Below are 21,513 nucleotides of genomic sequence, written 5' to 3'. Positions count from 1 at the left end.
TATGAGTTTAAATACGATTCCTGAGATTATCGAAGACATTCGTGCTGGAAAAATGGTCATCTTGATGGATGATGAAGATCGTGAAAACGAAGGCGATATCATCATGGCAGCGACCCACGTTCGTCCTGATGATATTAACTTCATGATTACCCATGCACGCGGTTTGGTTTGTCTAACCTTATCACAAGCACGCTGCCAGCAATTGGCGCTGCCGCTAATGTCAGACCGCAATGAGGCAAAGTTTAGTACCAACTTTACCGTTTCTATTGAAGCGGCTGAAGGGGTGACAACTGGTATTTCTGCTGCCGATCGCGCTCGTACCATTCAAGCAGCCGTTGCATCAGCCGCAAAACCTGCTGACATCGTGCAGCCTGGGCATATTTTCCCAATTATGGCACAAAATGGCGGCGTTCTTCACCGTGCAGGTCATACCGAAGCGGGTTGTGATTTGGCTCGACTGGCAGGTCTAGAGCCTGCAGCCGTTATTGTTGAAATCATCAATGCTGATGGTACGATGGCGCGCCGCGATGATCTTGAGATATTTGCAAAAGAACATGACATCAAAATAGGTACGATTGCTGACTTAATTAACTATCGTATTGCCAATGAGCAAACGGTAGAAGAGATTGAGTCACATCCGTTTGAGACAGAATATGGGACGTTTACTTTGCATCGTTTTCGCGAGTTTGGTGCTGACGAGACCCATTTGGCTTTAGTGAAAGGTGATGTAAGCCAAGGCGTTAGCACCGTGCGCGTCCATGGATTTCACCCACTACGTGACTTGTTTGCTGCCAAAAATGACACGACCGGACGTAGCGGTTGGAGTGTGCAATCTGCTCTAAAAGAAATTAATGCCTCAGAACGCGGCGTGCTGGTCTGGATTGGTAGTCATCAACCGATTGATTTGGGAGATGCATTGGATAAAGCGTCTGCCAATGAATCTATTTCAACCATTGCGCAGCAGCCTTATCGCAGCATTGGTGTTGGCGCGCAGATTTTACGCCACTTAGGGGTTCGTGATATGCGCCTATTGTCATCACCGATGAAGTTTTACGCTTTGTCAGGTTTTGATTTGAATGTCGTAGACTTTATTCATGCACCAAAGCAAGATTAATAAGGTTGAATAAACCAACTTAAGCAACCAATACTACTGTCAAACTGGCTAATAAAAAGGGCGTACTAACTTAAGTTAGTGCGCCCTTTTACTTTTTACTAAATATTCAAATATAAAAAACGAGACAATACTTATAATTTAGGTGTATGACCAACGGTTGCTTCTAATGCCAGCAGCCGTGCACGCTCTTCAGTTGTCCACGGTAATTTATCTTTGCCTTCACTATCTAAACGTACCACTACCGCCTCAGCAGTAGCAACGACTGCACATTGCGCACTGCTATAATAGCTGTACTCTATAACTATACTGGTTGTGCCCAAACGCTGACAACGTACGCCTAATAATAACGTATCAGGATAAGTCACTGGGCGTAAATACTGGCAGCTTGATTGTGCCAATACCGTGACCATGCTGCCATCAAACATGCCTAACGCTTGCAAATAGCCAATACGTGCTGACTCAGCATAGCGATAATACACCACATTATTTAAATGATTAAAGGCATCCATCTCACCCCAATGAATCGGCTGATGGTGAATAATTGGATAATGTGACAGCTCTTCAGGGCCATGTTCATGGTTAGCTGAGATATCAGGCGTTGAATTGGTGGTTTGATGCAAACTATCCATAACTGTCTGTCTCTTGTTTTTTATATAGTCAGTTCAAAATAAAAGCGATACGATTGTGAGAACGTGCTATTGCTATAATTTTTTCTTGCTTGCTGTTTGCAGGCGTGACAGAGGCTGCAAAAAATTTATAGCCAATAGCACTTTATCGTTTTTAAAATGAATCTACTATACTAATAAATTTTTTAAGCAATATATTAAATCATCAAAGTATCAAATCATTAATGTTGGGACTTGTTTAAAATCTGAGAGGTCAACAATGGCGTTGGTTTTGGCGCATTAGCAATCAGCCGATCTAACCAGTCTATGACTTCTGAGATATCAGTAGGCGATGATTTGGTTTGCAAGTCATTCGTGCGAGAGCCTTTTTTTGTGCTGGCAGCTGTTTTTGGTACTGATGCTTTTGATTCCAGATCTTTAGGCTCTAGCGTTTGCAACTGCTTTCGCGCTTGACTCAGATAAGCAATCAGCTGTTCGCGCTCGCGCATATTGCTGGCTTGAATCGCTAGATTCAATGTCATAATGACTTCGTGTATCGTGAGCTGCCTGCTCGTTAAGTTTATATCAGAATTAACAGCACTCTCATAGCTGTGCAAAAACTCCTGAATATTTTGGATAGCTATATTTTGTAGCTGCCAAGGACTGGGCTGAGAGCTTCTTGCCTGTAAGCGTTCGATATCTTTTAGCAAGCTCTGTTTAATGACGATGGTGAGCGCTGGGGCAATCTCATTACTGCTTTGGGACAGCTGCCAATGTAGGCCGCGCAACAAATCAATCGCTGCACTGTCGTTATTGTCTACCAACAATCTATCAGCAGCTTGAATTTGAATACGTAATAAATCCAACTGGTTTTGAGCTTGGCTACTAGCGGCAGTGCTAGGCGTCGGCAACGTCTGTTGACTCACGGCAAATAAGCGGTCGTCCATCTCGTTTAAGCGGTTGACAACTTGCTCATTACTTTGCAAGCGCTCATTAATATTATGCTGAAAACGCTGCTGACTGATGTATAGCCATAACAATGCGGCAATCAGCAGCAAAATAACCACCCACTGCAGCCGCACCAAGAACATATTTGCTTGGCGGCGCTGCTGAATAGCAGAAGGCTCCTTCGATAACGATTCAGAGTTCATTGACATAAGGCAGCACCGTTCATGATTAATAATTTTAAGAGCATAAAGTACAGTAAACGCTTTGGGTTTTCAGTAGTTAAAAAAAACACCCTATTTAAACTTTATAAATAAGTAGGATGAATAGCAGCGAGAATGGTTGCTGGCGCTAAATCTTCCACACGCCAATAACTTAACTGCTGCTCAGCGACCATATTGGCCAAACGTTCACCCAATACTACATAGGCAAAATCTGCTAGTTCAAGCGCTACATTATCTGTTATATCTTTATTTGATGTTGATTTTAATCCCTGCTCCGCTACTGCTTTAACGACACTTTCCCAATGCTCAAAGGCTGTACCACTACTTACAATAACAATGGGCTTTGGTTGTTCTACTGATAGTGTTTGCGGCAAAGACTGTTGCGCAAGGAATTGTACTAGCCACTGTTGATACTGCGCGATGGCATCGATAGGCATCGTGCGCTCGTACCAAGCAATGCTATCGATATGAACACCACGCGCCTGTAGCGTATCGACCAATAATCGTCGCCCACCAAGACCGCGCCACACCAGCAGCTTATCCCCTGCTTGCAGGCTCTCAATCTCAGGCATCGCCAGCATACCTTCGTTATTGGCAATGGTAGGCTGTAGTACCTGATAGCTGGCAGAAGGCAATTTTACCTCATTTAACACCGCGGCAGTCGCTTCACCAACAGCGATTAGATGGCTTGGCGCTGCTAAAACCTCAAAGTTTTCCTCTATGCCGCCTATGCCCTGTATTTCTTTATCAGTCGTGTCTTTATTGGTCACGCCCTTAGCTTGACGTTCACGCTCAAGCAACTGCCAAGCAGCCAAACCTGAGGCTGCCGCTGTCGGACTAACGATGACGAGTGCTTGATACTCACCTTCTAGCCATTGGCGCATCAGTCTCATATCGTCGTCTGTGGTTTGGCGCGGTTGCAGTGTCAACATCGGCATATCAATGACTGACATACCAGCCGCTTGTAGATGTTGCGTCAGCGGTGCGGCACGCTCTACTGGGCGCGTATTGATGACAACTTGCGCCAGCAATGACGGCTTATCAATAGGTTGATTTGAATCCGTGGACTTAGGTGATGACCAAGACATAAACATACCGTAAAAAAAGCGGATGGAATTAGCATAATAATAGAGCAATCTAAACAATGATCACTCTATAATTGAGGTGGTTAAATGTTATCCAGTTTAGATATTATTCAGGATGATAAATCGCTGATAAAATAGCACCAGCACCAGCGTCCAATAACATCTCAGCAACTTCGATACCCAGCTGGTTGGCTTGGGCTTCTTGCTCAGCTTGACTGCCCGTTAACGTCAGGCGCTTTTCAACTTTAAGCAGCTCGCTACCATCTTCTTGACCGACGCGACCACGAAGCCATAGTGTGTCACCAGCATCATTGTTACCATTTTGGCTATTAGCATTTTGATTATTGCCATTATCGTCACTACTGGTACCTGTTGCCCCAGCCATTTGTAATACTGCATAAGCTGCAATCGGTACTTGGCAACCACCTTGCAGATGTCGATTTAATGCGCGCTCAGCGATTAAGCGGATACGGGCTTTGTCATCATTGAGTGGTGCCAGTAATTTTAATACTTCAGCATCATCTTCACGACATTCAATCGCTAATGCACCTTGCCCAACAGCTGGCAAGCAAATATCGATATCCAATTCACTGCGAATACGCGCATCAAGCTCAATGCGCTGTAGACCACTGGTCGCTAAAATAATAGCATCATACTCGCCCGCATCTAACTTTCTTAGGCGCGTACCGACATTGCCGCGTAGAGTTTTAATTTGCAAATCTGCACGATAGGCTTTGATTTGACACTGACGACGCAAACTTGCAGTACCGACTACCGCACCTTGTGGCAATTCATCGATACTATTATAAGTGTTGGAAACAAAGGCATCCGTTGGCGAAGCACGTTTGCAATAAACACCCAGCATTAATCCTTCCGGTAACTCCATCGGCACGTCTTTTAGAGAATGCACCGCAATATCTGCCTGCCTCTCATATAATGCTTGCTCAAGCTCTTTGACGAATAAACCTTTACCGCCAATTTTAGCCAGTGGCGTATCCAAAATCTTGTCACCTTTAGTGACAATTTTTAGTAGATTAATCGTCATCTCAGGATACAACTCTAGTAGCCGATCACGAATATGCTCAGCTTGCCATAATGCCAATGGACTTTGGCGCGTGGCGATATTTAAGGTAGTCAAAGCAGGTTGCTTCATGGTGCTCATAAAAGGCCTCAATAAGTTCGATACTAGAATGTCAGTGCTCAACAATAATGCTAATTTGTCACACAAAATGGGTACTAAAAACGGTTTATAGAAAATAATAACGCAAAAAAATACCCCTATTTAAGCATAAATAAGGGTTTGATGATATGGCGCGATTATTTCGAGAGATAAGAGCTTCGAAAAAGAAGAGCCTTGAAACTTATATGTTTTGGATTTTTTCACGTAGTGCGGGTAGATGGCGACGGCTGACCGCTAATGTTTCATCAATTCCTTTGAAATGCAATTGATACTGTCCAGCATCTAAAGTTTCTAAAAAGTCCAAATACTTAATGTTAATAATAGCGTTTCGATGCACACGAAACAGTTTTTCTTCAAACTCCTGCTCCAGCTCTTTTAGAGTGTCATCAATGAGAACGATACCATCCTTATGACGGACTTTGACGTATTTTTGGTCGGCAGTAAAATAGTAAATATCTTTGAGTTTAATTAGCTCAACACCGCGATGGGTACGTGCTGCAATATGTTCGCGCACCGGCCGTGCTGTTGGATTCTCAAGCTTACGAATCTCATTTAACTGCGCGGCATTTAGGTTGGTGGCTTTTTGTAGCGCTTCTAATAGCTCATCTTTATTGGCAGGTTTTAGTAGATAACCTATGGCATTGGCTTTTAAAGCAGCAATCGCATAATGATCATAAGCCGTCACAAAGATGATTGCTGGTGGATGTGCAAGCTTCGCAAGCTCTTGAGCACACTCTACGCCATCCATCTCGGGCATACGAATATCTAGCAATATGATGTCTGGCTGCTGAGTTTTTACGGCAATAATGGCTGCTATACCCGTTTTTGCTTGAGCAACGACCTCATGACCTGACTCTTGGACAATCCTGACCAAACGCTCACGGGCTAATGGCTCATCATCACAAACTACAATCCGCATGCAAACTCCTTTTTTTTAAGGGCATACTTAGAAAATATTTTAAGAGCATCAATAACATATTAGCACTTACCGCCTATCATTTAGCATAAAATAGCGCCTGATCTAAGTTATAAACCTAACGGCTAGAGCTTGCAAGCCGTTAATATGGCCTTAGTGTTCCTATATTTGCCATAATATAAAAGTCTGGCGATACTTTTTAAAATTTAATCACTCAACTTTAAAGATTAGCAGAGCACATTCGTTAATACTAAGCCATTATCATGGTCACATTGTGATAGATATTGCAATAAATATGCCACTGTTAATGGGAGAGTAATGCACCATCAAAAAAGTAAAGGTTATAAACTGACATCTTGCAGCGGATAATCAATAATAGTGATAATTTGTTTCGTCGTCACCGTGCTTTGGATATCGCTACTTTGCCCAAAGTATGCACGTAAGCGCTCCGCTTGAATATAAAAATTCATATGCTGACGTAAATGATGGTTAATCATTAATGTCTTTTTGGGAAGCTGTACATGGATGGTAATTACAACACGATGCTGAACCCACCTAACTTGAATATCGATATAAATGGTTTCCGTGGTCATCTCAACCACATTGAGTAGCATTTTTTCAATCACGCTTTGTAAGGTCAAGGCGGTGATTACCATGTCATACATCACATCCTCATCGGGTAGCTGCCAAATTATCACCAGCTTATCTCCCAATCGAATAGACTCGATGGCCAAGTAATGCTCACAAAGGGCAACTTCTTCTTCAAAACTAATCTCACGCGCCCCATTAAAACTGGCACGAAATAATGCTGAAACGTGCTGTAATAAATCAGCGGCGCGAGATGGATTGGATTCAATGAGTGACATTAAGGTATTAATAGTATTAAAAAAGAAATGCGGCGCGAGACGGGCTTTAAGTACATCGTTTTGCGAAGTCAATTTTTGCTCAAACGATTGCTTGAGTGCATTTAACTCACGATGGCGACGTAAAAAGAACAACAACGCTGCGATGGTGAATCCCGCTGTAATCACCATATTAAATACAAGCGCTGAACTAAATGCCTGAAGACTGTACTCAAACAAACCAGAATTCATCAGGAGTAGCAGAACTAACGTGAGGGTTACTAATGTGCTTGTTGTTAGGATTAGCACAACATACATACTGGCAGTCGGTATGCGCAGGCGTTTAAAAACAGGGCGCAGATAGTCAATTAAATAAAAGGAAGGTATCAGCGTTAAGCTGATTTGAAAAAACCTAGCCATAAACTTTATGATAAATTGCGTTTCATTAGCCACACTGTAGCGATCAACTATCGCCACAAACAACGACCAAAAAAAGATTGCCAGCAGCCATTGCCAAGGTTTCATGAGTTCCATGAACTTGGGTATAAAAAACTCTAAGCGCTCCGCTAGTAAGGCAACCTCATCATTTGCTATACTTGAGTTCTTATTCTCTTGACTTGTCTTGTACCGATATGAACGCCAATTCTTCAAATATTAGTAATCCTGATTCAAATAAAAACTCATCTGTTTCTGATTCTAGCACAGAAGCTTCTCTAACAAATACTGCTGCACCGCAAAGCCCTGCGAGTAGTCAGGGGCAACAGATGTGGGGCGGACGCTTTAGTGAAGCGACAGACAGTTTTGTTGCTGCCTTTACCGCCTCTGTCGGCTTCGACCAACGCTTTGCGCGTCACGATATTCAAGGCTCGATTGCTCATGCGACCATGCTCAAAGAATGTGGCATCTTAGAAGCTGATGACGTTGCGACCATTATCGACGGCCTACAGCAAGTGCTGCGTGAAATTGAAGCGGGTGAGTTTAACTGGTCGATTGCCCTTGAAGACGTGCACATGAACGTTGAATCGCGCTTGACTGATATCGTCGGCGCGGTTGGCAAAAAGCTGCATACTGGACGTAGCCGTAATGATCAGGTAGCGACCGATATTCGTCTTTGGTTACGCGAAGAAACCGATAATATCATTGCTTTATTGGTGCGCTTGCAAAGTGGCTTACTTGATTTAGCTGAACAACATACCGATACTATTATGCCAGGATTCACTCATCTGCAAACCGCACAGCCAGTGAGCTTTGGTCATCATGTCATGGCATGGTTTGAGATGTTATACCGTGATACCGAACGTCTAGTCGATGCGCGCCGCCGTATCAATCAGATGCCTCTTGGTAGCGCTGCCCTTGCCGGTACCACCTTTCCAATCGACCGTACGATTACCGCTGAGTTATTAGGGTTCGAAGGCATTTGCCAGAATTCACTTGATGCAGTCTCGGATCGTGATTTTGCCATTGAATTTACTTCTGCTGCTTCTATTTTGATGATGCATATGTCACGCATGAGTGAAGAAATTATTCTGTGGATGTCCGCACAGTTTAACTTTGTACAAATCCCCGATCGCTTTTGTACCGGCTCATCTATCATGCCGCAAAAGAAAAATCCTGACGTACCAGAGTTGGTTCGCGGTAAAGCGGCACGCGTCTTTGGTCAACTGATGACGCTACTTAGCCTAATGAAAAGTCAGCCGCTTGCCTATAATAAAGACAACCAAGAGGACAAAGAGCCGCTTTTTGATTGCGTTGATACCTTGACGGGCTCGCTATTAGCCTTTGCCGATATGCTACCGAATATCACGCCAAATAAAGAAAATATGCGCGCTGCCACCATGAAAGGTTATGCCACAGCGACTGATTTGGCAGATTACTTAGTACGCAATGGTGTTGCGTTCCGCGATGCGCATGAAGTCGTTGGCAATGCAGTCGCTTTGGGTATCAAAGAAGGCGTAGATTTGAGTGATTTGTCCTTGGCGCAATTGCAGCAGTTTAGCGATGCGATTGGCGATGATGTCTTTGATTATCTAACGTTAGAAGGTTCATTAGCAGCGCGTGACCATTTGGGCGGCACTGCACCCAATCAAGTGAAACAAGCGGTCAGCCGCGCGCGCACGCGTTTAGAAGTGTTTGCTTAGTATTTACTGAATAAAAGTAAAATCGTACGATGAAAAACACCCGCCATCATTGCGGGTGTTTTTAATTGTAATACCATCCGCAAATGATACATCAGATACCCTTTGCTAAATCTGCTAAGACCGTTATCATAGATGGATGCAAATATTCGACTCGATAATTTAATATCAATAATAAGGAACTTACTATGACTGAGACTTTTAATCCTCAAGCCAATACCGTATTTTGCCGTAAATATCAGCAACAATTACCAAAAATGCCACATCCGCCCTTCCCTAATAAAAAAGGTCAAGAGCTACAAGAAACTGTATCTGAGAAGGCTTGGAAAGAATGGCTTGAGCAGCAAACGATGCTAATTAACGAAAATCACTTAAGCATGCTAGATCCGGAAGCCAAAAAATTCTTAATCGAGCAGCGCGATAAGTTTTTGGATAATGAAGACTATGAGCGCGCGCAGGGCTGGACGCCAGAAAGCTAATATTAAGACCGTGATTGTTAAAATAGTTGAAGCCACAACAAACAGGTAAATGACTAGGACTTGTCAGCGAAGTTTGCTAGTATAAAGGTGATTTACAACACTGACAGACTCGGGGTGCGGTGTATTATGGCTTAAAAGCCTTTATACATTCGCTGAGATATCACCCGCCGAACCTGATGCGGTTAGTACCGACGCAGGGAAGTCTTAAGCTTATGTTATACAAGTACAAAGGGCGCGCAGAAATGCCTTGTTATTATCGTCAATATCTAGCAAGTTTTTATAGTGCTACCTGACTATCAATAATAAGCTGCGCCCATCAATCCTTTAGAGATGACTCACTAGATTTCGTTCGGATAGTGCGTTTGTCTTACGATTATATTTGTCCGTATGACATAGACTTACCCCGCAGCTACTGGCGGTGTTGATTTTATTCAAAAACCAACACGCTAGGACAGCATATGACTATTTTACAAGCGACTACCCCCGCCAAAAAAACTGCTAAAACAGATGCGCTAAAGACTCCTGCTCATCGCAACGTAAGCGATGCTCGCTTTGAAGAAGACGCACGTGACTTACATCGCATTTTACCTGCCTCTCGCAAAGTTTATATCGAAGGCTCTCGCCCTGATATTCAAGTACCGATGCGCGAAATAACACTTGATCCCACACCGATTCAAGGCGTTCCTGAGAGCGAATGGGAACAAAATCCACCGTTTTATGTCTATGATACTTCAGGCGTTTATACCGATCCCAATGCCAGCATCGACTTGACCAAAGGTCTGCCAAAATTACGTGAAGGTTGGATAAATGAGCGCGGCGATACCGAACAGCTCGCTGGTTTATCAAGCTCATACGGTCTGGCGCGCGCGCGTGATATCAGCACTGCAAACCTACGCTTTGCTCATATTGACAAGCCGCGCCGTGCTAAAGCTGTTGATGGGAAAGTAGGCAACGTTACTCAATTGCATTACGCGCGTCGCGGTATTATCACTCCTGAGATGGAGTTTATCGCCATTCGTGAAACCCAAAAACAGCATGAGCTGACTGATATGCGCCAACACGCGGGCGAAACTTTTGGCGCGCATACGCCTGCCATTATTACCCCTGAATTTGTACGCAGTGAAGTTGCCGCTGGTCGCGCGATTATTCCAAATAATATCAATCACCCTGAATCTGAGCCGATGATTATTGGGCGAAATTTCTTAGTAAAAATTAACGCCAATATCGGTAATTCTGCGCTGGGTTCTTCTATTGATGAGGAAGTTTCTAAAATGACGTGGGCGACGCGTTGGGGTGCGGACAACATCATGGATTTATCGACGGGCAATCATATCCATGAAACCCGCGAATGGTTGATTCGTAACTCGCCAGTACCAATCGGCACAGTTCCTATTTATCAAGCACTTGAAAAAGTCGATGGCGTTGCCGAAGATTTAACGTGGGAAATCTTTCGTGATACCTTAATAGAGCAAGCAGAACAAGGCGTTGATTATTTTACGATTCATGCTGGTGTACTACTACGCTATGTGCCGTTGACCGCCAATCGGTTGACTGGTATCGTCTCGCGTGGCGGCTCTATCATGGCGCAATGGTGCATGTTTCATAATAAAGAGAGCTTTTTATATACCCACTTTGAAGATATTTGCGAGATTATGAAACAGTATGATGTAGCGTTTAGTTTAGGTGATGGCTTGCGTCCGGGCTGCTTACAAGATGCCAATGACGAGGCACAATTTGGTGAGCTACGTACCTTAGGTGAGCTGACCCAAGTGGCTTGGAAGCATGATGTGCAAGTCATGATTGAAGGGCCGGGTCATGTAGCGATGAACCGTATTAAAGAAAATATGGACTTGCAACTTGAGACGTGTGCCGATGCGCCCTTTTACACCTTAGGGCCTTTAACGACTGATATCGCCCCAGGTTATGACCATATTACTAGTGCTATTGGCGCCGCGATGATTGGCTGGTTCGGCACCGCGATGCTCTGTTATGTCACCCCAAAAGAGCATTTAGGTCTGCCCAATAAAAAGGATGTCAAAGATGGCATCATCACTTATAAAATTGCCGCCCATGCTGCTGACCTTGCCAAAGGTCATCCCGGTGCACAAGCTCGTGATAATGCGTTATCCAAAGCCCGTTTTGAATTTCGCTGGGACGATCAGTTTAATCTGGCACTAGATCCTGATACAGCACGCGAATTCCATGATGAGACTTTACCGAAAGATGCGCACAAGTCCGCTCACTTTTGTTCGATGTGTGGCCCTAAGTTTTGTTCTATGAAAATCACTCAAAACGTGCGTGAGTATGCTAAAGGGATAGACGCTAAAGAAAATGGTATACAAGCTACAGATGCTATGAGCGTAGATGATATCCAAAAAGGTATGGACGAGATGACGCAAAAGTATCACGCGGAAGGACGTCAGTTGTATAAAGAAGTTTAGAGTTATAAGGTTCATTACCTTATTTTAACTATAAAAGAGCCTCTGTAATAATTACAGAGGCTCTTTTATAGTTGAGTCTTAATTTTAAAACTTAAACCTTAAGTTTTAAATCTTAGACGCCTCATAAATCTCATCAATTGAGGTGTTAATAGTATCGGCAAACTCTTCATCACTTTGCTGTTTGCTCAAGCCTTCGGTAAAGGCACGTGAAAAGCTGGCAATCATACCTGGGTTTTGTTTGAGTTTAGCGCAAGCGTCGCTGCGACTATAGCCGCCAGATAACGCTACGACTTTAAGTACTTTTGGATGGTCGATCAGTTCTTTATAAAAACCAGCTTCTTCAGGCAAGGTCAGCTTGAGCATCACTTGCTGCTCATCGTTTAAACGCTCCAGGTTATGCAAAATACTGGTTTTGAGTATTATCTCGCAGTCATGTTTTTTAGTACTATTAATATCAACTTCTGGCTCGACGATAGGCATTAGACCTTTTGATAAAATTTGCTTAGCGACATCAAACTGCTGCTGGACCACCAACTCAATACCATCGACGTTTGGCTCATAAATGACTGAGCGCATTTTAGTACCGAATACCGGATAATTTTTAGCCTTGTTTAATAATAGGTCTAAATTAGGTATCGGGCGCATCACTTGCACGCCATTCATGTGTTTCGCCAACCCTTTATCAACTTTTAAAAATGGGACGATATTTTTCTCTTCCCATAGATAATTGGCGGTCGGCTTGCCATTTACTTCACGTTCCATCGTATCTTCGAATAAAATTGCTCCAAGGACGCGCTCATTATCAAACGCTGTGCAAGTCATAATACGGGCACGCATCTCATGTACCAAATCAAACATCGCTTCGTCGTTGTCATAATCGTTACTAGTGACGCCATAATTTTCTAGCGCTTTTGGCGTGCTGCCGCCACTTTGGTCGAGTGCTGCGATGAATCCTGAACCGTTTTTTATACGCTGTAATTGTTTTTCGTATTCCATTGAAAGTACATCCTATTTTTATTAATCAAAGTCAAATATTACAAAGGTAAACGGATATTTATCAGTTTATGCACGTCTGTCCGTTTGCAGATAACCTTACCATAGGACGCTCTGTGTGCCTATATCTCGTAAGTTAAAGAATTAGAGAAACTTGTTCTTACGCTAAAATTATTACGTTAAAATTATTATGCTAAAAACAGTACCGCTACACAGCCAATCGCTAATAATAACCCAAGCATATTGATGCGGTTAAGAGACTCTTTAAATATGCCAACACCAATAATGGTCGCCACCGCAATAACCCCAACGTTCATGCCAGTAAATACAATGCTTGGCGACTCAGATAATATTTGATGGGCGCGGATATAAGCATAAATATTACCGATATTCAGCGCACCTAATAATAATCCAGCTGCCAACGCTCGACCTTGCCAGCGTACCCGAGTGATAAGCAAATAGATAAGCAGCAACAAACCTGCTAAGCCAAAGCTGACAAATAACGTGAGCGGAAATGCAGCGCCTTGTTTGGCAACTTGCTTAAATAAAATATCAATAATACCGTAGCCTACCCAAACACCGAATAACCACAGCGGTGTGCGTAGTGCCTGTTTATTAACCACGTTATTGGTCACAGTATCTGTACTAGCGTTCTCATTAACAAGTGCGCTTTGCTGCGGGCGATACACCAGTGCCCCAAGTGCTAAAAACCCTAATGCTAAACCAAATACGCGCGTGCCTGTTAGCACTTCTCCAAATAAGAGAAATGCCGCAATTATTGGAATAATTAGCGATAAACGCTGAGCAGCATCGGTCGCGACCATGCCAACCGCCGCAATCGCGCGACCAAGAATAACGAACACTGCGGGCAATAAAATACCAAGCGCAATGATAATCCCCCATGCGCCACCAAGCTCACCGATTTTGCTGACATCAGGCTTTAATAATAACCAAGTAAGCAAAAAGGCGACTGGATAACCAGCAACGATAGTTTGGCGAATATCTATATTTTTTTGTCGTAATATTTTTAATAGCACGGAGACGGCGACGCTACATAACACCGCAATCATTAAATACATCATAAGTTTCTACCTTAATTGAATTGCAGCCTTGCTTTGTTATTATGATTACCATTTAAAGGACACTGCTGGTAAATGACACAGCTGAAACATTTAGAAAAAAACCATTAAATGTAACAATATATTTCATATACAGCAACTGATATATACGATTTTCAGTTTTCTATTGAGAGTTTTTCAAGCAACATTGAACTAGAAAGGATTTACAGCGTTTAAAAGCATTCAAATTACAATTACCATGCAGGCGCGATTGCTAAGTTTTGCTAAAATAGAATGCTATTTTATTAACATAAGTAACCACTCAAGATAACGTTTGCTAGCGTTTATCTTGACGTATTGCTATTGACGTATTACTACCGCCTATGAACGCTCTATTTCGCTTTTTTGAATCCCGCCTATCCGCCTTTCCTGATACCCCAATGCCACTGCCCCGTGATGGGCTGATAAAATTTCTGTGGGCGTGTACCGAAGGTTTGCGCGGCTGGTTACTTCTTTTTATGATTCTGTCCGCTGGTATTGGGGTCTATGAGGCCATGCTGTTTGCATGGATTGGTAATCTGGTCGACTGGCTAGGCACTTATACACCGCAGACGCTATGGACTGAAAAAGGCGATATGCTACTGTTGATGCTAGCTGTGCTGATTATTAGCCCCTTTTGGATTTCGTTGTCCTCACTGATCCGCTTTCAATCAATTCAAGGCGTTTTTCCGATGCAGATGCGCTGGCGTTTTCACCAGCGTATGCTCAATCAATCGATGCAATTCTATCAAGATGAGTTCTCTGGTCGAGTCTCTGCTAAAGTCATGCAAACTGCACTAGCGGTACGTGATACGGTCATGACCGTTACTGATATGCTGCTGTATGTCCTCGTCTACTTTATCACCACTGGGGTGATTTTATTTAACTTAGACGTCTTATTACTGATTCCGTTTGTGATTTGGTTTGTGTTATTTGGCCTGACCATGTGGTTTTTTATTCCTAAGCTCAAACATACCGCCATTGTGCAGGCTGATGCTCGTGCATTGATGGTTGGTCGTATCACCGATGCCTATGCTAATATCATGACGGTTAAGCTTTTTAGCCATTCACGTCGTGAGCTGAGCTATGCTAAAGATGCGATGGGGCAGTTTCTAGGAACGGTACACTCGCAAATGCGCTGGGTCTCGCAACTCGAAATTGTCAACCATACTATTAGTGTCATCTTAGTCGGTACTACCGCTGGGATTGGCTTATATCTCTGGCAAAGTGGTGCAGTTGGCGTCGGTGCGATTGCCGCGGCAACCGCCATGGCATTACGGTTAAATGGTCTCACCAAAATGATTATGTGGCAAACCGCCAGCTTATTTGAAAGTATCGGTACGGTTCAAGATGGCATGCGTACCTTATCCGCACCGCAAACCATCGTAGACATACCTAATGCTAAAGCGCTAGTTGTCACAGAGGGCAATATTGTCTTTGATCATGTTGATTTTAGTTACGAAAGCGTCGATATCGAAGGTGAAAAAATTGATACGGTTAGCACTACCCTTACCGCCTCGCACACAAAACTATTAGATGATTTTTATTTAAATATTAAACCGGGTGAAAAGATTGGCTTGGTTGGTCGTTCAGGTGCTGGTAAGTCTACTTTGGTGAATTTACTACTACGTTTTTTTGATGTTGATAGCGGCAAGATTTATATCGATGGTCAAGCGATTGACGAAGTGACCCAAGAATCGTTACGTCAGCAAATTGGTATGGTTACCCAAGATACCTCATTGCTACATCGCACGGTACGTGAAAATATTGCCTATGGTCGCCCTGATGCTAGCGATGATGAAATCGTCTTTGCAGCAAAACAAGCGCAGGCATGGGAATTCATTAAAGACCTATATGATGATAAAGGTAATAAGGGGCTCGATACTCAAGTTGGTGAACGCGGCGTTAAACTCTCTGGTGGTCAACGTCAACGTATTGCTATCGCACGCGTCATGCTCAAAAATGCGCCTATTTTACTGCTTGATGAGGCGACCAGTGCCCTTGATTCTGAAATTGAATTTGCGATTACCGAAAGCTTAAACGACATCATGACTGGTAAAACCGTTATTGCTATTGCTCATCGCCTCTCTACTATTGCCGCTCTCGATAGATTAGTGGTTATGGATAAAGGACGTATCATTGAGCAAGGCAGTCATGACGAATTACTGGCATTACATGGCGTCTATGCACGCTTATGGCATCGTCAAAGTGGTGGCTTCTTAGGTGAAGACGACTAGACTGCCATAACTTCGCTCACTCAAAAAACACAGGGATGTGACATCATTATGGAAGATTTTGCAAAAAATATTACGATTTCTGGACAACGAGCACGCTATTACGATCTAGCCGAACTTAACAAGGTAGCCGATTTAAATGCTACTTCACGTCCTCCAGCACACTTTTATGGTGGTAATAGTTTTCCCGTTGGCACTTACGCACCATTATTAAATGAGCTGGTATCTGACTTTGATATAAGCTCGCTTGCCCTACGCGGCTATTGGCATGATAAGCCGCAGAGCCGTCGCCTCACGCGCGAGCAAGACGCTGATATGCTTATTGAGTTTTTGGAAAAGACGCAAGATAAGCCTATCGTTGGTATTGGACATTCTCAAGGCGCGACTGCTACCGCCATGGCTGCAGCGAAGCGCCCAGAGCTATTCTCACAGCTATACCTAATAGAACCGGTGACATTTACCAAAAAACAAGCGACGATATACAATCTATTGCCGCGTCAGTTTCTACTTAGCCGCGAGCCTTTTAAAAGCACTTTGACCAAGCAATCTACTTGGGCAAGTGTCAATGATTATTATGATAGCCTGCGCGCTCAGCGTGCCTATAAGCGTATCAGCGATGCACACTTGCGGGTGTTTGCTGAGCAAAGTTTGGTGGCAAATCCTGAGGGTAGCTATACATTGATGTTTGCGCCAGAGCAAGAGCTGGCCAACTATTTTGGTGCGCCTCATATTGATGCAGCCCTTAAGCAGCTCAGCTGTCCTTATACGCTTATTACGGGCAAGCCAACGTTATTTATCAATCATCAAGTGCGCAAACAATGGCAAAAATTTATCCCTGATAACAGCATTATATCCTTGCTAGACTATGGTCATCTGTTACCGATGGAAGCGCCTGAATTATGTGCTCAAGTTATCAATGAGCATTATCAGAGCAGTAAAAAGGCTTAATATATGACTGATCTTTTTGCCCCTGCACCGACTGACAATCTATTGCCTTACGACGGTAAGGTGAATGACTTAGGGCTTATTATTGATTATCCTAGCGCTTTATATTATAGCTTGTTGACCGAGCTACCTTGGCAAGCTGATGTTGTGACTTTATTTGGCAAAACCCATATCACGACTCGCCAAATCGTTTGGATGGGTGAAAGTGATATTGGTTACCAATATTCTGGTCATTCGCGTCAAGCGATTCCATGGTCAGATACGATGTTTCATGTGAAACATCATATTGAACAGCAACTATTGAATATCGGTATCGAAGTTAATTTTAACTCGTGCTTACTCAACTATTATCCTACTGGCGCTGACGGTATGGGCTATCATGCGGATGATGAAAAGGAGTTAGGTTTTCAGCCGATTATTGCTTCTTTATCACTGGGTACTACACGCAAATTTGTCTTTAAGCATAAAAAAACTCAAGATAAAGTCGAGCTTTATCTTGAGTCAGGTCAGCTTATCGTGATGCACGGCGATACCCAGACCTTTTGGAAGCACACCATTACTAAGACTAAAACGGTAGATACTGGCCGAATTAGCCTAACGTTTAGACAGATGTCCTGTAATTAATCAAATCTGGCAATCAATCAAATCTAGCTTAGCTTAGTTTAGTTTTAAAACAATCTTACCAAAGGTATCACCTTTTTGTAGCTCGCGGTGTGCCTCTACCACCGCAGATAGCGGATACGTTTGCTGAATATGCAATTTTAGCTTACCATCGGCCACCTGTTGTAGTGCTCTTGCCATATCTTGACCATTTGGCTTGACTGCATAGCCTTCCACGCTCAGATCTCTGTCACCACTAGCCTCTTTAAGCTTATCAACCCAAATCGTTGGCAGCACGTTGACACGTCCATCCGACTTGAGCACGCTAAGCGCACGCACACCAGCATCATTACCAACTAAGTCCAGTAGCACATCGGCTTGCAAATCAGGGAAGGTGTCCTCTTTAGTATAGTCAATCCAGCCTGCCAGCTTGCTTTTATCGATTAAACAATCAAGCTTAGCATATTTTTCTGGCGAGCAAATAACCGTTACCTTGATATCATTTTGCGCCACTTTATCAATCAATAGCTGAATAACTAAATGACCAACACCGCCAGCTGGGGCGTTCATCACGACGTGCTCACCTTTTTTGATATCAGCAAACTCTACAAACTGTAGCGCCGTTTGTCCGATACAAGGTAGCGCGCCTGCCTGCTCCAATATGACACACTCTGGTACTTTTGCTAGCAGCTTGGCATCAACTGCCACATACTCAGCGTAACAGCTACCATCAAAGCTCAGAGCAGCGACGTTATCACCAATATAAAATTGATCGTTATTACTTTTAACTACCTCGCCAGCCACATCAAAGCCTAAAATGGCAGGCTGATCGTGATCGAATTTATTTTTTTGAATGCCATCAGCACCCCAACCTTTACCTTGGCGAGTTTTATAATCGACAGGATTGATACCAGCATAAGCAACTTTTACTAATACTTGATTATCTTTTAACTCAGGAATAGCTACGTCATCTTGATACATCATTACTTCAGGTTCACCAAACTCCCGTATGAGTACGGCGTGTTGAGTGGTAGGTATTTGCTTATCAGACATGATTTATTATCCTTTTATTATTCTAATATTTCTTCGTTCATTGAATTGCTACTTCGTGGCTTCGTTATTCTAGGGCAATGCCAACTCTGCACTCAAAGGCAGATGATCCGATAACGTTGACCACGGCTTGCCCGTATGTACCCAAGCGTCTTTTATTCTCAGATTACGTACGTAGATACGGTCTAAGCTAAGCACAGGTAGCTTTGCGGGAAACGTTGGGAGCAACTTACCATGACAGTGTTTAAAAGCTTCCGTCATACCTAAATTAGCGGCGAGTTTATCGCAAGACATTTTTTTCCAGTCATTAAAGTCGCCTGCCAAAATCAATGGCTGGTCAGGTGCAATCTCATTACGGACGTAATTAGCAATAGCTTCGTATTGCTTAATGCGATCGCGCTCAAACAAGTTTAAATGCGCACACAGTACGACGACTGGCGTCTCCCAGCCTATCGGCTGCACTTCACAGTGCAAGACACCACGCTGCTCAAGTTTATTGACCGTAATATTAACGTTATGCTTGGGATCTAACGGGAAACGACTCAACACCGCATTACCATGATGACCGTTTTCATACTCTGAGTTTTTGCCGTAGCTATTTTGCAGCTGCAGATACTCACCAAACCATTCATGCTGTGATTGGTCAGGATACTCGTTGTATTGCATATTGCGTTTGAGATTCTGACCCTGTACTTCTTGTAGACAAAGTATGTCTGAGCCAATAATATCGAGTGCTTGGGCGATACCCTGTATTTTGACTTGGCGATTCATCGGCGACATGCCTTTATGAATGTTGTAGCTGGTTAAAACAAAAGAGGTGGTATTAGTCATAATTTTATTAGTCATAAACTCAGTATTGATAGAGTAAGCGTTAAAAACGATGGGTATTAAACAAAAATATCAAGCCTAAAAATAAGCCATGCTTCTCATTTAATTGTTGGTCGTAGCGATTAAATAATCGTAAATAGCTTTAAAAAATAGCTATTCATTACCATTATAGATATAAAAAGAGCATTGATTCGTATCGAACCAATGCTCTCATATTATACCTATGTGCTACCAATGGCTAATTCATTCATGAATATCAGCCATCGATTAGTAACGAGTTACTAGAGCAATTGGTTGGTCTTCAGCCATAATATCTTGCGGCATAAATACTGCTTTGCCGCCATTATGAATGACATGCTCAATAATTTCACCAATCGCATCATCAGTGACGCCTTCTGCAGTAGCATCATCAGCCATGCTTAAGGTTTGCGCTGCTTCATCAATCTTGGCAGGTTGCATGTAACCACGGCGGACATATAGCGTCTCGCCTACGCCTTGGAAAGCACTGCGGTAGACTTCTTGTAGATCAGTCTGCAGCATGTTTGCACCGCGGGCTTTATCAATCTCACCCAAGGCAGCTTGATGTAGCGACGTACGATAACCTTCTACTGCTTCTTGAACACTATCAACGATATGCTGTGCACTACCTGCTTCCAAATTGGTCGCATTTGATACGGTAGCAATGATATTTTCTGGACGGTCGCAGGCATCTTTATAATAACCGATATTTTTTGCATCCCCAACAATGACAAGCGGCATTTTATGCTCGCCCCACAGCTCTTGAACGCTCTTATCCACTTGGTTAAAGAACTCTTTTAAATAACTGCTTTCATTGTTGGCTGAACGATCAGAACCGGCATCACCCGTCGTATACAAGCCATTATTCTCAATAGGGAATGGAATGTTTTCCATATTATTTTGCGCTTTATCGTCTTTATCAAACTCACGCACGACGCGATCGTTAGAAGCTTCTATCAGGCGCGCACTGTCACGGGTTAACACCACGGTATAATAATGAACCGCGCTTGCCATATCACGGACCAAGTCACGCGTAGCAAAGCTGTCTGAGATGACAACACGTTCTGTGGTATCAATAGGCATACGGACAATCTGAACATCATCAGTGCTGGCAAATATCGCTAACGTATCCAAATTATAGTTATGATTAAGTTCTTTGGTTTTAGCGTGAATATTTTCCAAAATAGTAGTCGCCGTCCGCTTATCAAATTCGTTAGTTAAGCGTTCTTCGACAACTTTCAATTGATTTTTTAGGGCAATAGGATCTTTTTCGTTGGCAGGATGCTCACGGTGAGTCTTAACAAAAATACTGACTGCTGGATTTGCTTTAGTCTCACGTAAGCTTTTAAGAGTTGCTTTCATAAATACTGCTCCTTATTTTATTATCATTAGTTTCTAGTACTTCTTTTGGTATTAGTTAGCTATTACTCGTTTGAAATTTTTAATATATGATAAGTAACTGTAATAATTACCAATCGTTACTATTACCCTATCAACTTAACTTCATTAGCTATAGGGTTAATTTGCAAGCAAATGATGACGCTTTGTAAGTGGTGCTTTAACAAGCTACAGCAGCTTTAATAAGCGTAACCTAAGTATTAATATGATAATGCTAGATAACTGGGTTGTATTTTCGCTAAGTAAGACCCATCTTTTAAATAGTCTCTATAAAATCAACCAAAAATATCAGCCTTATTTATCACTATTACATTGATACATTGATACATTGATACATTGATACATTTTGATGAGCGTGTAACCACTAACACCCTTCACACTAAG

General features: G+C 42.9%; 18 protein-coding genes and 1 riboswitch. Of the genes, 7 read left to right on the top strand and 11 right to left on the bottom strand.

All coding sequences use genetic code 11. The features are described 5' to 3' along the window. Position 1 precedes the first annotated feature (1 nt). Complete coding sequence (gene ribBA / locus DABAL43B_RS00560; RefSeq protein ID WP_079690594.1) at positions 2-1,114, top strand: bifunctional 3,4-dihydroxy-2-butanone-4-phosphate synthase/GTP cyclohydrolase II; 1,113 nt, start codon at positions 2-4, stop codon at positions 1,112-1,114. 131 nt (positions 1,115-1,245) lie between these two features. Here ribBA and DABAL43B_RS00555 read toward each other — a convergent pair whose 3' ends face one another. From DABAL43B_RS00555 to DABAL43B_RS00530, 6 genes are all read right to left on the bottom strand, one after another. After that, complete coding sequence (locus tag DABAL43B_RS00555; RefSeq protein ID WP_079690593.1) at positions 1,246-1,743, bottom strand: acyl-CoA thioesterase; 498 nt, start codon at positions 1,741-1,743, stop codon at positions 1,246-1,248. Between the two features lie 218 nt (positions 1,744-1,961). Beyond that, positions 1,962-2,876, bottom strand: a complete 915-nt coding sequence (locus tag DABAL43B_RS00550) for a hypothetical protein (protein WP_079690592.1) — start codon at positions 2,874-2,876, stop codon at positions 1,962-1,964. A 95-nt stretch (positions 2,877-2,971) separates the two neighbouring features. Further along, positions 2,972-3,976 carry a uroporphyrinogen-III synthase gene (locus tag DABAL43B_RS00545; protein WP_079690591.1) on the bottom strand — a complete coding sequence of 335 codons (1,005 nt, stop codon included), beginning with the start codon at positions 3,974-3,976 and terminating at the stop codon, positions 2,972-2,974. Between the two features lie 103 nt (positions 3,977-4,079). Beyond that, positions 4,080-5,135 (bottom strand): hydroxymethylbilane synthase, encoded by a 1,056-nt coding sequence (gene hemC / locus DABAL43B_RS00540; protein ID WP_079690590.1) that lies wholly within the window; start codon positions 5,133-5,135, stop codon positions 4,080-4,082. Between the two features lie 199 nt (positions 5,136-5,334). Beyond that, on the bottom strand, positions 5,335-6,072 hold the full coding sequence (locus tag DABAL43B_RS00535; RefSeq protein ID WP_079690589.1) for a LytR/AlgR family response regulator transcription factor: 738 nt from the start codon (positions 6,070-6,072) through the stop codon (positions 5,335-5,337). A 338-nt stretch (positions 6,073-6,410) separates the two neighbouring features. Beyond that, positions 6,411-7,436 (bottom strand): histidine kinase, encoded by a 1,026-nt coding sequence (locus DABAL43B_RS00530; protein ID WP_227516707.1) that lies wholly within the window; start codon positions 7,434-7,436, stop codon positions 6,411-6,413. Between the two features lie 239 nt (positions 7,437-7,675). Between DABAL43B_RS00530 and argH the strand changes: the two genes are divergently transcribed. From argH to thiC, 3 genes are all read left to right on the top strand, one after another. Then, positions 7,676-9,049, top strand: a complete 1,374-nt coding sequence (argH, locus tag DABAL43B_RS00525) for an argininosuccinate lyase (protein WP_079690587.1) — start codon at positions 7,676-7,678, stop codon at positions 9,047-9,049. Positions 9,050-9,234: 185 nt separating this feature from the next. Beyond that, positions 9,235-9,525, top strand: a complete 291-nt coding sequence (locus DABAL43B_RS00520; protein ID WP_079690586.1) for an oxidative damage protection protein — start codon at positions 9,235-9,237, stop codon at positions 9,523-9,525. A 100-nt stretch (positions 9,526-9,625) separates the two neighbouring features. Beyond that, a riboswitch (TPP riboswitch) is annotated at positions 9,626-9,742 on the top strand. A gap of 241 nt (positions 9,743-9,983) precedes the next feature. Next, positions 9,984-11,966 (top strand): phosphomethylpyrimidine synthase ThiC, encoded by a 1,983-nt coding sequence (gene thiC / locus DABAL43B_RS00515; protein ID WP_079690585.1) that lies wholly within the window; start codon positions 9,984-9,986, stop codon positions 11,964-11,966. 105 nt (positions 11,967-12,071) lie between these two features. Here the strand turns inward: thiC and DABAL43B_RS00510 are convergent, their stop codons facing one another. Further along, a complete protein-coding gene (locus tag DABAL43B_RS00510; protein WP_079690584.1) occupies positions 12,072-12,962 on the bottom strand; it encodes a fructose bisphosphate aldolase in 891 nt (296 codons plus the stop codon). 185 nt (positions 12,963-13,147) lie between these two features. Next, entirely contained in the window at positions 13,148-14,041 is an 894-nt protein-coding gene (locus tag DABAL43B_RS00505; protein ID WP_079690583.1) for a hypothetical protein, read from the bottom strand. A 359-nt stretch (positions 14,042-14,400) separates the two neighbouring features. Here DABAL43B_RS00505 and DABAL43B_RS00500 point away from each other — a divergent pair, with 359 nt between their 5' ends. Genes DABAL43B_RS00500 through DABAL43B_RS00490 form a run of 3 tightly spaced genes read left to right on the top strand, consistent with a single transcriptional unit; the run spans position 14,401 to position 17,859 of the window. Then, complete coding sequence (locus tag DABAL43B_RS00500; RefSeq protein WP_079690582.1) at positions 14,401-16,293, top strand: ABC transporter ATP-binding protein; 1,893 nt, start codon at positions 14,401-14,403, stop codon at positions 16,291-16,293. 48 nt (positions 16,294-16,341) lie between these two features. Beyond that, positions 16,342-17,238, top strand: a complete 897-nt coding sequence (locus DABAL43B_RS00495; RefSeq protein WP_079690581.1) for an alpha/beta fold hydrolase — start codon at positions 16,342-16,344, stop codon at positions 17,236-17,238. A 3-nt stretch (positions 17,239-17,241) separates the two neighbouring features. Next, positions 17,242-17,859 (top strand): alpha-ketoglutarate-dependent dioxygenase AlkB family protein, encoded by a 618-nt coding sequence (locus tag DABAL43B_RS00490; RefSeq protein ID WP_079690580.1) that lies wholly within the window; start codon positions 17,242-17,244, stop codon positions 17,857-17,859. Positions 17,860-17,892: 33 nt separating this feature from the next. Here the strand turns inward: DABAL43B_RS00490 and DABAL43B_RS00485 are convergent, their stop codons facing one another. The 3 genes from DABAL43B_RS00485 to DABAL43B_RS00475 all read right to left on the bottom strand — a co-directional run bounded on the left by DABAL43B_RS00485 (position 17,893) and on the right by DABAL43B_RS00475 (position 21,093). Next, positions 17,893-18,888 (bottom strand): NADP-dependent oxidoreductase, encoded by a 996-nt coding sequence (locus tag DABAL43B_RS00485; RefSeq protein WP_079690579.1) that lies wholly within the window; start codon positions 18,886-18,888, stop codon positions 17,893-17,895. Positions 18,889-18,957: 69 nt separating this feature from the next. Beyond that, on the bottom strand, positions 18,958-19,716 hold the full coding sequence (locus tag DABAL43B_RS00480; RefSeq protein WP_079692977.1) for an endonuclease/exonuclease/phosphatase family protein: 759 nt from the start codon (positions 19,714-19,716) through the stop codon (positions 18,958-18,960). A 264-nt stretch (positions 19,717-19,980) separates the two neighbouring features. Further along, positions 19,981-21,093 (bottom strand): hypothetical protein, encoded by a 1,113-nt coding sequence (locus DABAL43B_RS00475; protein WP_079690578.1) that lies wholly within the window; start codon positions 21,091-21,093, stop codon positions 19,981-19,983. Positions 21,094-21,513 lie beyond the last annotated feature (420 nt).

It is taken from the genome of Psychrobacter sp. DAB_AL43B (genome assembly GCF_900168255.1).
In the GTDB taxonomy this organism is placed as follows: Bacteria; Pseudomonadota; Gammaproteobacteria; order Pseudomonadales; family Moraxellaceae; genus Psychrobacter.
This window is presented reverse-complemented; position numbering and strand designations above follow the sequence as displayed.